Source organism: Photorhabdus sp. RM71S (genome assembly GCF_042879355.1).
Taxonomy (GTDB): domain Bacteria; phylum Pseudomonadota; class Gammaproteobacteria; order Enterobacterales; family Enterobacteriaceae; genus Photorhabdus; species Photorhabdus kayaii.
Map to the genome: position 1 here is coordinate 1 of NZ_JBHFKV010000078.1, position 13115 is coordinate 13115.

The window sequence follows — 13115 nt, forward strand, 5'->3', positions numbered from 1 at the left end:
GCCTGCAACCAGTTGATTAAAAGTCAACTACTCTACCGACTGAGCTAACGACCCATCTGTATGATTAGATTATTCTGATTGTGTCTTTCGAGATGGTGGGTCGTGCAGGATTCGAACCTGCGACCAATTGATTAAAAGTCAACTGCTCTACCGACTGAGCTAACGACCCATCTGTATGATTAGATTACTCTAATTGTGCCTTTTGGAGTGGTGGGTCGTGCAGGATTCGAACCTGCGACCAATTGATTAAAAGTCAACTGCTCTACCGACTGAGCTAACGACCCACACCAAAGATATGTGATACCGCCTGAAACAATCTTAATGAAGTGGTGGGCGATACCAGATTCGAACTGATGACCCCCTCCTTGTAAGGGAGATGCTCTACCAACTGAGCTAATCGCCCACTTCATGATGACTATTACCGCTTCTATACCACTGAATTTATGATTGGTGGGCGATACCAGATTCGAACTGATGACCCCCTCCTTGTAAGGGAGATGCTCTACCAACTGAGCTAATCGCCCAATCATAAAATCATTTTTATCACAACGAGATGGTGGGCGATACCAGATTCGAACTGATGACCCCCTCCTTGTAAGGGAGATGCTCTACCAACTGAGCTAATCGCCCCGTCGTGATGGAGTCGCATTATAGGGATAGTTCAGAGTGAGTCAACGCTTTTTCTAGAGAAAAATATCGTTCGTCTCAAAATTAAACAAGGGTGAGATAATTATCATCACTATAGGGTACAGTTTAGACAAGTACACTGACTTTCCTCAACAACTTCCCGTTAACAGCATTGAGGAATTAAGGTGCAGTGATAAAATGACCCCCACTTTTATTACTTTAAATCACCAATAACGTTCATTGAAAAGTGAAACGTAATTAAGGCAATCCCCGATGAGTAAAATTAAAACCCGTTTCGCACCAAGCCCAACTGGCTATCTTCATGTTGGCGGTGCTCGTACCGCACTTTATTCCTGGTTATATAGCCGCCATAACAAAGGCGAATTTGTATTGCGTATCGAAGATACTGACCTTGAACGCTCAACTCAGGAAGCTATCAATGCCATTATGGACGGTATGAACTGGTTAAATCTGAATTGGGATGAAGGCCCTTATTATCAGACGAAACGTTTTGATCGTTATCATCAGGCAATTGATCAAATGCTAGAACAAGGGAGTGCCTATCGCTGCTATTGTTCTAAAGTGCGTCTGGAAGAACTGCGGGAAACTCAAATGGCAAATGGCGAGAAACCGCGTTATGACGGCCGTTGCCGTGATAATCTATGTCAACATAACCCAGATCAACCCCATGTCGTCCGTTTCCGCAATCCACAGGAAGGTTCTGTTGTTTTTAATGATCGTATCCGAGGCCCCATCGAGTTCAGTAATCAGGAACTTGATGATCTGATTATCCGTCGTACCGATGGCTCACCAACGTATAATTTCTGTGTTGTTATCGATGACTGGGATATGGAGATCACCCATGTCATCCGCGGTGAAGACCATATCAATAATACGCCTCGCCAAATCAATATCCTGAAAGCACTAGGCGCTCCCGTGCCAGAATATGCACACGTTTCGATGATTCTAGGTGATGACGGTAAAAAATTATCCAAACGTCACGGTGCAGTGAGCGTTATGCAATACCGTGATGATGGCTATCTGCCAGAAGCACTGCTGAATTATCTGGTTCGTTTGGGTTGGTCGCACGGCGATCAAGAAATTTTCAGCATTGAAGAAATGACTGAGCTGTTCAGCCTGGATGCCATCAATAAATCCGCCAGTGCATTCAATACCGAAAAATTGCAATGGTTGAACCATCACTATATTAATACCCTACCGCCAGAGAAAGTTGCCGTCCATCTAGCATGGCATATTGAGCAACAAGGTATTGATACCCGTCATGGTCCACAGTTGGTTGATCTAATTAAATTACTGGGCGAACGTTGTAAGACTCTGAAAGAGATGGCGGAATCCTGCCGCTATTTTTATGAAGATTTTGCTGAATTTGATGCCGATGCGGCGAAGAAACATTTGCGCCCAGTTGCCCGTCAGCCTCTTGAAGTTGTCCATGCAAAGCTGGCTTCAATTACTGATTGGACACCAGAAAATGTGCACCATGCCATTCAATCCACCGCTGATGAGCTAGAAGTCGGTATGGGTAAAGTCGGTATGCCATTGCGGGTTGCGGCTACCGGTGCAGGTCAATCCCCAGGTGTGGATGTCACTATTCACGCTATCGGGCAAACCCGTATTTTATCCCGTATCAATCAAGCGCTGGAATTCATTGCTCAACGTGAAACTCAATCCTAATTAATGCACCCAAGGCATCACTTATCACATGTGATGCCTTTTTATTTTCAGAAAATCTCATTTAATTGCTACCTTTTTACCACTTTCCCAAGCACCTTCTATTTTACTTCAACCCATTGCTCAGTCTCTATTTTGCTAATTGATTATAAAGTTGATGTCTTTTTCAACGCTTGTTGTGAGAATGATAAGTTAGCCGTTGACAGTATTTGCAAGGTTTCATATTATGCGCCCCGTTCCATTAATTTTGATTGGGGCTATAGCTCAGCTGGGAGAGCGCTTGCATGGCATGCAAGAGGTCAGCGGTTCGATCCCGCTTAGCTCCACCAAATCCTTTATATTGTAATAAGGTATTTGGCACTAAAATTAGGAAATACCACGCTCGTGGGGCTATAGCTCAGCTGGGAGAGCGCTTGCATGGCATGCAAGAGGTCAGCGGTTCGATCCCGCTTAGCTCCACCAAAATTATCAGGCCCTGAAAGCTATGCCTTCAGGGCCTTTTGGTTATTACCATGTCTAACCGCCATTATCGATTAAAAAACAAACGCCAACCTTAGCTAACCTTTTTTCAATGGCTTCACCAACGAATCTAGTCCCTCTAGTTTTATTGCTAAAGTCATCTCCATCAGCGCACCCAATTTACCTTGTGGAAATTCACCCTTACGAGCAAACCACAATAAATACTCTTCCGGTAAGTCAATGAGCATACGCCCTTTGTATTTACCGAACGGCATTGCAGTATTAGCAATTTCTATCAGGTTCTCTTTTTCCATAATTTGTACGTCTATAAGGAGAAATAGGTGAAAGGGAAATTGCATCATCCATGATGCAACATTCCATGATAAAACGTTATCTTTTACAGTACCAAACCTGCAATAGCCGCAGACAAGAAACTGACAAGCGTTGAACCAAACAGTAGTTTCAAACCAAAGCGGGAAACGACATTACCCTGTTTCTCATTCAAGCCTTTAATCGCACCTGCCACAATCCCAATGGAAGAGAAGTTAGCAAAAGAAACCAAGAATACCGACAAAATACCCTGTGAACGAGGAGAAAGTTCTGTCGCAATGGATTGTAAGCTGTGCATTGCCACAAATTCGTTAGCAACTAATTTGGTTGCCATGACACTACCAACCTTCAATGCTTCATCTGTGGGGATCCCTACCACCCAAGCAAATGGATAAAACACGTAACCGAGCATTTCCTGGAAGCTCTTTTCAAACACCATGCTGAACAACGCATTAACAGCCGCAATCAGGGCAATGAAACCAATCAACATAGCTGCGACAATGAGGGCCACCTTGAAACCCGCCAAAATATATTCACCTAGCATTTCGAAAAAACTTTGGCCTTCGTGAAGATTGCTCATCTGAATATCTTCTTCACTGTCAACAGCATACGGATTAATCAGTGATAGGATGATAAAGGTACTAAACATATTAAGCACCAATGCTGCTACAACATATTTAGGCGCTAAAATTGTCATGTAAGCACCAACGATTGACATAGAAACCGTTGACATTGCCGTCGCCGCCATCGTGTACATGCGACGCTCAGACATTTTTCCCAATACATCTTTATAAGCAATGAAGTTTTCAGACTGCCCAAGTATCAGAGAGCTGACTGCGTTAAATGATTCCAGTTTCCCCATGCCGTTGACTTTAGACAGCAGGGTACCAATAACCCGGATGATGATTGGCAATAGTTTGATATGCTGCAAAATACCAATCAACGCGGAAATAAAGATAATCGGACACAATACATTCAGAAAGAAGAATGCCAGTTTTGCATCCATCATGCCGCCAAAAATGAATTCAGTCCCTTCACCCGCATATTTCAGTAAATGCTCAAACAAACCAGCAAATCCCATGACAAATTCCTGACCAATACCAGAATTCAGGAAAAACCAAGCCAAGATAAGTTCAATAACAAGCAATTGAATAACATAGCGAGGCCGAATACTTTTACGGTCACTACTCGCCAAAATAGCAAGGCCGCCAATGACAATTAAAGCTAAAAAGAAATGCAAGATTTGAGACATATCTACTCCAAACACGATAGAAAGCGAGTTTTTATAAATGCATTCTATGTAATAAAAGGTGAGTAAATGAGGATAAGTATCACATTAAACTGAAATAATTCTTACTGTAAATCTTTACTTAATGTGTCCGATCACATTTTTAGCTGAATCGTACAAAGCCAGATTTTAAAACACCTTAATCGCGCATAGCTGATTATTGAGCAAAACTCTCAATAATCAGTATGTAAACAAAAAATTATTCACCCAATAAACGGATCATTTCTTCTTCATCAATAATCGGAATATTCAACTCACTAGCTTTAGCTAACTTTGAACCGGCGGCTTCACCCGCAATCACCAAATCTGTTTTCTTAGAAACGCTACCTGTCACTTTTGCCCCAAGTGCAACAAGTTTAGCTTTGGCTTCATCCCTAGATAACTGATGCAATGAACCTGTCAACACAACTGTTTTGCCCGAAAATGGGCTGTCAATCTTCTCAGCTTTCGTTACGACAACCGGTTCCCAATTGATACCGATATTATCAATCAGATCGTCAATGACTGTTTGGTTATGAGGTTCAATGAAGAAGTTAACGACATGTTTCGCCACCACTTCGCCAACATCCTGAACCTCTTTCAATGCTTCCTCATCAGCGGAACGTAATTTATCCAGTTCGCCAAAGTGAGCAGCCAGATTAGCAGCGGTCGCTTCCCCAACTTCACGGATACCCAATGCATAAAGGAAACGGGCAAAGGTGGTTCTTTTTGCTTTTTCCAACGCATCTACTACATTCTGGGCAGATTTCGGCCCCATACGATCAAGCCCAGTCAACTTGCCCGCCGTCAGCCTGAAAAGATCTGCCGGGGTTTTGACATACTCTTTATCCACTAGCTGATCGATAATCTTTTCTCCCATGCCGTCAACATCCATCGCCCGACGGGAAACAAAATGTCTAAGCGCTTCTTTACGCTGAGCACCACACACCAATCCCCCCGTACAACGCGCGACAGCTTCCCCTTCAATCCTTTCAATATCTGCCCCACATACCGGGCAATGTTCAGGGAAAACAACTTCATTACTGTCCTGTGGCCTTCTCTCTTCCAAAACACCGACAACTTGTGGAATCACATCACCAGCACGGCGGATAATAACCGTATCGCCAATCCGCAAACCTAAACGTTCAATCTCATCCGCATTGTGCAATGTTGCATTACTGACAATTACACCAGAGACCTGCACTGGCTCCAGACGTGCTACCGGTGTGATTGCGCCAGTACGACCAACCTGAAACTCAACATCACGAACAATCGTCATTTGCTCCTGTGCAGGAAATTTGAATGCCGTGGCCCAACGGGGCGCACGGGCAACAAAGCCTAATGTTTCCTGTAATTCCAGCGAATTGATTTTGACAACAACACCATCGATATCAAACCCCAATGCGGAACGCTGGTTTACAATATCATGATAAAAATCAATAACCTGTTGACTATCGGTACAAACTTTAACTTTATCGCTGACCGGCAATCCCCATTTCTTAAACTGTATCAATCGCTCGTAGTGACTGGCTGGTAACTCGCCCCCCTCCAATATACCAACACCATAACAGAAGAAAGCCAATGGGCGTTTGGCCGTAATACGAGGATCGAGCTGACGTAGAGAGCCAGCCGCCGCATTACGTGGGTTAGCAAATACTTTTGCACCCGTGCGGCGAGCTTCCTCATTCAGTTTCTCAAACCCTTTTTGCGGCATGAAAACTTCACCGCGAATTTCAATACGAGTTGGAATATTTTCGCCGAATAGACGCAGTGGAATTGCGCCGATAGTCCGTATATTTGATGTAATATTTTCCCCTGTTGTACCATCACCACGGGTTGCAGCCCGTACCAACTCACCATTTTCATACAACAGGCTGACAGCCAAACCATCCAGTTTCAGCTCACAGCACACTTCTAAATCCTGAGTTTCTTTCAGGCGGTCACGTACCCGCTTATCAAACGCCAGATAACTCTCTTCATCAAATACGTTATCCAGTGACAACATAGGAATTTCATGGCGGACTTGTTCAAAAGCCGTCAGAGGAGCAGCTCCAATCCGCTGCGTTGGTGAATCCGATGTAATCAACTCAGGGTATTGTTCTTCAAGATCCTCCAATTCCTGCATTAACCGATCATATTCTGCATCAGGGATCTCTGGTGCATCCATGACGTGATACAGATATTCATGATGACGCAGTGTTGTTCTGAGCTTTTCTATTTGTTGAGCAGTTGATTTCATGATTTATAACCAGCGATAAAAAGCCCCCGACTGGCGGGGGCTTGAACATTCGATAAATTGATTATACCTGAACACCAAGTGTGCTGCGAATACGTGCCTTATACAATTCGATTTTTTGCGGTGTCAGCATTTTTCGCTCATCGTCAAGCACCACACCCCCAACATCAGAAGCAATACGCTGGGCCGCCTGCAACATCAGTTTAAAATTCTGATTAGATTCTCCGTAAGAAGGGACCACCATAAATATGGAAACCCCTGGAGTCGTAAAATCAACCATTGTTTCAGGATTAAATGAACCCGGTTTCACCATATTTGCCAGACTAAACAGGACCGGGCCACTACCTGATGGGTTCACGTGACGATGAAAAATCTGCATTTCCCCAAACTGGAAGCCAGATTGTAGAATACTTTGCAGCAAGGATTCACCATTCAATTCCTGACCGTGGTGTGCTGCTACGTGAAGAACCAAAACAATTTCTTTCACTTTAGTCTGAGCTTCTTTTTCGCCAGCTGCTTCCTGAGATTTTCCTTCAATCACAGATCCGTTTCTTTCAGACTCATTCTGCCCTTCAAATTCAAACAGACCGAGCTGGGGTTCCTGCTCTTCTACGACGGCTTTTCTCGCTGTCGTTTCAGGCTGACGGCTCGCCAGCAATGGATCATCGCTTTCTTCAGGCGTTGCAGCATCAATTTCAGTCAACTTTTGCTGACGGCGTTCGATAGCTGACTCAGCGTTATACTCCTGATGAGATTTCACCTGCTTATGGGCATAAGGCTTTTGCTGATTGTCGAACGCTTCATCGTCACTGTCATCGACGAAACTATTCTGACGATCATGTTTATGACGTTTAACTGGGCGATTACGAAAAAGCGAAGAACGCTCTTTACGGCTGGTCCACAACCCATGTAACAGCAAAGCTATTATTGCTATCGCACCAACAATGATTAATATCAGACGCAAATCCTGCATCATTGCTATCTCTGTTGTTTAATTAAGTATGCCACCACGGCGGAATATTTTCTGTATTAACTGTATTTGTCAAATAACACAAGTGCAAGCTTATACACACTTTTCTTATCAGAAAAATGCCTAATAAGCCTCTTTTGCATTTTTTTTATACAGAACAATACTAGTCAGTCGAAAATCCTGCCTATATGATAGCGTTTCAATCACACAAGAGAGAATAGGAAGTATGCTGAATTTGACAAAATCGCCAAAAAATTTGAGCGGCTTTCAGTATTTGATGCAAGGTTGCAAATTAATTACCCGTTCAGGCATTAAAAGATTTGTTCTATTGCCTTTGTTGGCAAATATTTTGTTTCTCGGCGGTTCATTTTGGTGGTTCTATCAGAAACTGGAGAACTGGATCCATTGGATAGTGAGCAAAATACCGGATTGGATGCAGTGGCTCAGTTATATTTTATGGCCGCTGGCCGTGCTCTCTGTTTTGCTGATTTTTACTTACTTTTTCAGCACCATAGCGAATTTTATCGCAGCGCCATTCAATGGTTTGCTGGCAGAAAAACTGGAAGCGGATTTAACAGGAACCCCCGCACCGGATACCGGCGTTATAGCACTTTTCAAAGATGTTCCACGTATCCTGAAACGGGAATTAGCCAAGCTGTGCTACTATATTCCACGCTCTATGGTCTTATTGCTACTCTATTTTATTCCTATTATCGGACAGACTGTTGCACCTGTGCTTTGGTTTATTTTCAGTGCCTGGATGCTATCAATTCAGTATTGTGATTACCCCTTTGATAACCACAAAGTCAGTTTTCCAACAATGCGTAGGGTCCTTCGCCAAAACAAAATAATTAATCTGCAATTTGGCGCAACAGTGAGTATTTTAACCATGATACCCATTGTCAATTTGGTGATTATGCCTATTGCCGTATGTGCAGCGACAGCAATGTGGGTTGATCGCTATAGAGATCAACACGCTCCTCGTATTATGCCGTGATATTCATTTAAGTTATTCTTTTAGACAATAAAAATATATTTAAGTTATATTTCCATTAACCGGTTGTTGGCGTATTGTTGACCGGATATCACTAAAGGGAGTTGAAAGACGAGTATGAGTAAAATTTACGAAGATAATTCTTTGACTATTGGTCGTACCCCGTTAATTCGCCTAAAACACTTTGGCAATGGGCGTATTCTGGTAAAAGTAGAATCCCGTAACCCAAGTTTTAGTGTAAAATGTCGCATTGGTTCCAATATGATTTGGGATGCTGAAAAACGCGGTATCCTACAACCAGGGAAAGAGTTGGTAGAACCTACCAGCGGTAATACCGGGATCGCCCTTGCTTATGTTGCCGCCGCTCGGGGCTACAAATTAACGCTGACCATGCCAGAAACCATGAGTATTGAACGCCGCAAGCTATTGAAAGCATTAGGTGCGCAACTGGTGCTGACGGAAGGCGCTAAAGGTATGAAAGGTGCCATTGAGAAAGCCAATGAAATCAAAGACAGCGATCCCGACCGCTATATTATCCTGCAACAATTTAGCAATCCGGCAAACCCAGAAATCCATGAAAAAACCACAGGCCCGGAAATCTGGGAAGACACAGACGGTGAAGTGGATGTATTTGTTACCGGTGTAGGGACTGGCGGTACATTAACAGGTGTCACCCGTTACCTGAAAAACACCAAAGGTAAAAATATCACCTCGGTTGCCGTAGAACCTGAAGAATCACCCGTCATCAGCCAGACTCTGGCCGGTGAAGAAGTGAAACCGGGTCCCCATAAGATTCAAGGTATTGGTGCAGGTTTCATTCCAGATAACCTTGATTTGACACTGGTTGATCGCGTTTTCAAAATCAGCAGTGAGGAAGCGATCAAAACCGCACGTGAAATCATGGTGAAAGAAGGCATTCTGGTAGGTATTTCCTCGGGTGCTACCGTTGCAGCAGCAGTGAAGCTTTCTCAGGAACCAGAATATAAAGACAAAAATATCGTCGTTATTCTGGCTTCATCAGGTGAACGCTATTTAAGCAGTGTACTGTTTACTGACTTGTCTGATGAATAAAAGTTTTTAAGTAACTTACTTAGATTTATTGATAAAAAAGCACCTAAATGGTGCTTTTTCTGTGTGGTAGATCAAATTTTTACACTTTGCTAGATGATTTCTTACAATGGGTCTAGTATTTAACCAATAATAATTATTTCGATGCTCGAAATTAATTAACAGGAGTAGTAGTTTCAGTTAAGTAGTTCCGCGATCTATCTTTACTTCAAACTATCAATTAGAAGCATCGGAAAGAACAATTTTTTTGATAATGAATAAAAATTTTTATTACATTATCAACCTGAGAGTCTATCTCAGTAGACGTAGTTAGTGCTGTTCATTCTTACCCGTAAAAGTGAATACAGCACAATGACCCGGAACTTACGAGTCGTACTAAAGAACGTTCAAGAGCTATTATTGCTTTTACCCGAACATTACTCAGTTCGTTCTTTAAGTAAATAAAATCGTCTTAAATGGGATAGGCAGTGAATAAACACTCAAGTTAAAATTTGTCCATTACAAGTTCTTAACTTACATAGCAAAAATCTAAGTTATTGAGGAAACGTTATGTTCCAGCAAGAAGTCACTATTACTGCGCCAAATGGCCTACACACCCGTCCCGCTGCACAGTTTGTTAAAGAAGCCAAAAGTTTCTCCTCCGACATTACACTGACTTCCGGTGGTAAAACTGCCAGTGCTAAAAGCCTGTTTAAGTTACAAACTTTGGGACTCACTCAAGGCACTGTAGTGACCATTTCTGCTGAAGGTGAAGATGAGCAAAAAGCAATCGAGCATCTGGTTAAGTTGATGGCAGAACTGGAATAACTTTCCATTAAACCGCAAAGCCAGCCAAGATATAAACAGGTATTCACTTAGCCGTTCCTCATCCCCGGATAAACTTTTATCTGGGGATATCAGTTTAAATGCATGTCCTAAAACAGCAAACCATCTGCGGGCTGGCTCTTTAAAGAATAATTATTAGTAGTTAGGTAACATCATGATTTCAGGCATATTAGTATCACCAGGCATTGCTTTCGGTAAGGCACTATTACTGAAAGAAGACACAATCATTATCAATCAGAAAAAAATCAGCCAAGAGCAAGTCGAACAAGAAATTTTCCATTTCAAGCAAGGTCGTGAAAAAGCCTCATCTCAGCTAGAAATTATCAAGAATATAGCAGCAAAAAACCTCGGAGAAGAAAAAGCTGAAATCTTCGAAGGGCATATCATGCTATTGGAAGATGAAGAACTTGAGCAAGAAATTATTACGTTAATCAAAAACGATTTCAAAACTGCGGATGCTGCGGTCTACTCCGTTATTGAAACCCAAGCCCAAGCCCTTGAAGAATTAGATGATGAATACCTGAAAGAACGTGCCACAGACGTACGTGATATCGGTAAACGCTTGCTGAAAAACATTCTGGGTATGCCCATTGTTGATCTTGGCTCAATTTCAGAGGAAGTCATTCTGGTTGCCAACGACCTGACTCCATCTGAAACCGCACAACTCAATCTGGAAAAAGTACTCGGTTTTATTACCGATTTAGGTGGTCGAACTTCTCACACGTCAATCATGGCCCGCTCTCTTGAACTGCCCGCGATCGTGGGTACCACCCAGGCGACGGCGACAATCCAGAATGGTGATTACCTAATCCTGGACGCAGTAAATAACCATATTTACATCAACCCGTCTGATGCAGAAATTGAACAGCTTAAAAAGACCAAAAACGAATATCTGTCAGAAAAAGCTGAACTTGCAAAGTTGAAAGATCTCCCGGCAATGACTCTTGATGGTCATCAGGTTGAAGTCTGTGCCAATATCGGTACCGTCCGTGATGTGATCGGCGCTGAACGCAATGGTGCCGAAGGTGTCGGTTTATACCGTACAGAATTTCTGTTTATGGATCGTGATGCACTGCCAACAGAAGAAGAACAGTTCCAAGCTTATAAAGCCGTTGCCGAGGCAATAGGCAGCCAGGCGGTTATTATACGTACGATGGATATCGGTGGTGATAAAAATCTGCCCTATATGAATCTACCGAAAGAAGAGAACCCATTCCTTGGTTGGCGTGCAATTCGTATTTGCCTTGATCGAAAAGAGATCTTACATTCTCAGTTACGTGCTATCTTACGTGCATCTGCTTTCGGTAAATTACGTATTATGTTCCCAATGATTATTTCTGTAGAAGAAGTACAGGAACTGAAAGTAGAACTTGAATTGCTGAAAGGCCAGCTTCGCGAAGAAGGTAAAAAATTCGATGAAGCAATCGAAGTGGGTGTGATGATAGAAACACCAGCTTCAGCAGTTATTGCTCATCACCTGGCAAAAGAAGTTGACTTTTTCAGTATTGGGACAAACGATCTAACTCAGTATACTCTTGCTGTAGACCGCGGTAACGAGTTGATTTCTCATCTTTATAACCCGATGCTACCAGCAGTATTGAGCCTGATTAAGCAAACCATCGATGCTTCACACGCTGAAGGTAAATGGACGGGGATGTGTGGCGAGCTTGCAGGTGATGAACGTGCTACCTTGTTGCTATTAGGCATGGGGCTGGATGAGTTTAGTATGAGTGCGATTTCTATTCCCCGCATCAAGAAAATCATTCGTAATACTCGTTACGAAGATGCAAAAGCGCTAGCTGAGCAAGCCCTTTCTCAGTCTACCGCTAAGGGGTTGATAGAATTGGTTGATACCTTCATCAAAGAAAAAACACTTTGCTAACAATATCGGTTAAAACGCGGTCCAGTATAAACAATTAGGAGAAGATTCATGGGTCTGTTTGATAAACTGAAATCTCTAGTTTCAGATGATAAAAAAAACAGCGGCACTATTGAAATTATCGCGCCTTTATCTGGTGAGATTGTCAATATTGAAGATGTTCCAGATGTTGTCTTCGCCGAGAAAATTGTCGGCGATGGTATCGCTATAAAACCCGCCGGCAACAAGATAGTTGCACCAGTTGATGGAACAATCGGTAAAATATTTGAAACCAACCATGCATTTTCTATCGAATCGGACAGCGGTATTGAGCTATTTGTCCATTTTGGTATTGATACGGTTGAGCTTAAAGGCGAAGGCTTTAAACGTATTGCTGAAGAAGGTCAGCGTGTACAAAAAGGTGATTTAGTTTTGGAATTCGATCTTAAATTCCTTGAAGAGAGAGCAAAATCGACCCTGACACCTGTTGTTATTTCCAACATGGATGAGATTAAAGAGTTATTCAAGTTGAGTGGTTCTGTCACTGTTGGTGAAACACCCATTATGCGTATTAAAAAGTAGCAACACTTTAACTGTTACAATACCATTTTCATATTAAAAAACGGCCGACAATCGCGGCTGTTTTTTTATCCCTTATTTTCAATTTACATCGTTTTCTATTTAACCCGAATTCTGTTTAAGCCGTCACTGAAAAATCGTCTTCCGAATAGAAAACTTTCAGTGATGGCTTCTTCCATTTAAGGCAATAAGCAATCAAACCGCCTAAAACGG

Annotated in this window: 10 protein-coding genes, 7 tRNA genes and 1 pseudogene; 8 read left to right on the plus strand and 10 right to left on the minus strand. The window is 42.5% G+C overall.

Annotated elements, in window-relative coordinates:
• Positions 1-93: 93 nt before the first annotated feature.
• The 5 genes from ACGF5R_RS22460 to ACGF5R_RS22480 all read right to left on the minus strand — a co-directional run bounded on the left by ACGF5R_RS22460 (position 94) and on the right by ACGF5R_RS22480 (position 630).
• A tRNA-Lys gene (locus ACGF5R_RS22460) sits at positions 94-169 on the minus strand.
• A gap of 39 nt (positions 170-208) precedes the next feature.
• Positions 209-284, minus strand: a tRNA-Lys gene (locus tag ACGF5R_RS22465).
• Between the two features lie 43 nt (positions 285-327).
• Positions 328-403: transfer RNA gene (locus tag ACGF5R_RS22470), tRNA-Val, on the minus strand.
• A 45-nt stretch (positions 404-448) separates the two neighbouring features.
• Positions 449-524, minus strand: a tRNA-Val gene (locus ACGF5R_RS22475).
• Positions 525-554: 30 nt separating this feature from the next.
• Positions 555-630: transfer RNA gene (locus tag ACGF5R_RS22480), tRNA-Val, on the minus strand.
• A 270-nt stretch (positions 631-900) separates the two neighbouring features.
• On the opposite strand from ACGF5R_RS22480, the gene gltX reads away from it, so the two are divergent.
• From gltX to ACGF5R_RS22495, 3 genes are all read left to right on the plus strand, one after another.
• Entirely contained in the window at positions 901-2319 is a 1419-nt protein-coding gene (gene gltX, locus ACGF5R_RS22485) for a glutamate--tRNA ligase (protein ID WP_387692816.1), read from the plus strand.
• 250 nt (positions 2320-2569) lie between these two features.
• A tRNA-Ala gene (locus tag ACGF5R_RS22490) sits at positions 2570-2645 on the plus strand.
• A 57-nt stretch (positions 2646-2702) separates the two neighbouring features.
• A tRNA-Ala gene (locus ACGF5R_RS22495) sits at positions 2703-2778 on the plus strand.
• A gap of 95 nt (positions 2779-2873) precedes the next feature.
• Here ACGF5R_RS22495 and ACGF5R_RS22500 read toward each other — a convergent pair.
• From ACGF5R_RS22500 to zipA, 4 genes are all read right to left on the minus strand, one after another.
• A complete protein-coding gene (locus tag ACGF5R_RS22500) occupies positions 2874-3089 on the minus strand; it encodes a DUF3820 family protein (RefSeq protein ID WP_011145708.1) in 216 nt (71 codons plus the stop codon).
• 83 nt (positions 3090-3172) lie between these two features.
• A complete protein-coding gene (locus tag ACGF5R_RS22505) occupies positions 3173-4357 on the minus strand; it encodes a NupC/NupG family nucleoside CNT transporter (protein ID WP_112876226.1) in 1185 nt (394 codons plus the stop codon).
• A gap of 235 nt (positions 4358-4592) precedes the next feature.
• Positions 4593-6611, minus strand: coding sequence for an NAD-dependent DNA ligase LigA (gene ligA / locus ACGF5R_RS22510; protein ID WP_387692818.1), 2019 nt, complete (start codon positions 6609-6611; stop codon positions 4593-4595).
• Positions 6612-6672: 61 nt separating this feature from the next.
• The gene (gene zipA / locus ACGF5R_RS22515; RefSeq protein ID WP_262981256.1) at positions 6673-7584 is read right to left on the minus strand and encodes a cell division protein ZipA; all 912 of its coding nucleotides are present in this window, start codon (positions 7582-7584) and stop codon (positions 6673-6675) included.
• A gap of 220 nt (positions 7585-7804) precedes the next feature.
• Here zipA and cysZ point away from each other — a divergent pair, with 220 nt between their 5' ends.
• The 5 genes from cysZ to crr all read left to right on the plus strand — a co-directional run bounded on the left by cysZ (position 7805) and on the right by crr (position 12905).
• Positions 7805-8575 carry a sulfate transporter CysZ gene (gene cysZ / locus ACGF5R_RS22520; protein ID WP_387692820.1) on the plus strand — a complete coding sequence of 257 codons (771 nt, stop codon included), beginning with the start codon at positions 7805-7807 and terminating at the stop codon, positions 8573-8575.
• Between the two features lie 114 nt (positions 8576-8689).
• Complete coding sequence (cysK, locus tag ACGF5R_RS22525) at positions 8690-9643, plus strand: cysteine synthase A (protein WP_112876230.1); 954 nt, start codon at positions 8690-8692, stop codon at positions 9641-9643.
• A gap of 546 nt (positions 9644-10189) precedes the next feature.
• The gene (gene ptsH, locus ACGF5R_RS22530) at positions 10190-10447 is read left to right on the plus strand and encodes a phosphocarrier protein Hpr (RefSeq protein WP_021323875.1); all 258 of its coding nucleotides are present in this window, start codon (positions 10190-10192) and stop codon (positions 10445-10447) included.
• A gap of 172 nt (positions 10448-10619) precedes the next feature.
• Positions 10620-12347 carry a phosphoenolpyruvate-protein phosphotransferase PtsI gene (ptsI, locus tag ACGF5R_RS22535; protein ID WP_112876231.1) on the plus strand — a complete coding sequence of 576 codons (1728 nt, stop codon included), beginning with the start codon at positions 10620-10622 and terminating at the stop codon, positions 12345-12347.
• A gap of 48 nt (positions 12348-12395) precedes the next feature.
• On the plus strand, positions 12396-12905 hold the full coding sequence (gene crr / locus ACGF5R_RS22540; RefSeq protein WP_112876232.1) for a PTS glucose transporter subunit IIA: 510 nt from the start codon (positions 12396-12398) through the stop codon (positions 12903-12905).
• Positions 12906-13020: 115 nt separating this feature from the next.
• Here crr and ACGF5R_RS22545 read toward each other — a convergent pair.
• A pseudogene (locus tag ACGF5R_RS22545) lies at positions 13021-13115 on the minus strand (IS982 family transposase); the annotation flags it as partial.

What these genes read in the sequence shown, in the direction of transcription:
- ACGF5R_RS22505 (WP_112876226.1), bottom strand. Translation starts at nt 4,357, where the DNA reads ATGTCTCAAATCTTGCATTTCTTTTTAGCTTTAATTGTCATTGGCGGC.
- ptsI (WP_112876231.1), top strand. Translation starts at nt 10,620, where the DNA reads ATGATTTCAGGCATATTAGTATCACCAGGCATTGCTTTCGGTAAGGCA.
- ptsH (WP_021323875.1), top strand. Translation starts at nt 10,190, where the DNA reads ATGTTCCAGCAAGAAGTCACTATTACTGCGCCAAATGGCCTACACACC.
- zipA (WP_262981256.1), bottom strand. Translation starts at nt 7,584, where the DNA reads ATGATGCAGGATTTGCGTCTGATATTAATCATTGTTGGTGCGATAGCA.
- gltX (WP_387692816.1), top strand. Translation starts at nt 901, where the DNA reads ATGAGTAAAATTAAAACCCGTTTCGCACCAAGCCCAACTGGCTATCTT.
- ligA (WP_387692818.1), bottom strand. Translation starts at nt 6,611, where the DNA reads ATGAAATCAACTGCTCAACAAATAGAAAAGCTCAGAACAACACTGCGT.
- cysZ (WP_387692820.1), top strand. Translation starts at nt 7,805, where the DNA reads ATGCTGAATTTGACAAAATCGCCAAAAAATTTGAGCGGCTTTCAGTAT.
- crr (WP_112876232.1), top strand. Translation starts at nt 12,396, where the DNA reads ATGGGTCTGTTTGATAAACTGAAATCTCTAGTTTCAGATGATAAAAAA.
- cysK (WP_112876230.1), top strand. Translation starts at nt 8,690, where the DNA reads ATGAGTAAAATTTACGAAGATAATTCTTTGACTATTGGTCGTACCCCG.
- ACGF5R_RS22500 (WP_011145708.1), bottom strand. Translation starts at nt 3,089, where the DNA reads ATGGAAAAAGAGAACCTGATAGAAATTGCTAATACTGCAATGCCGTTC.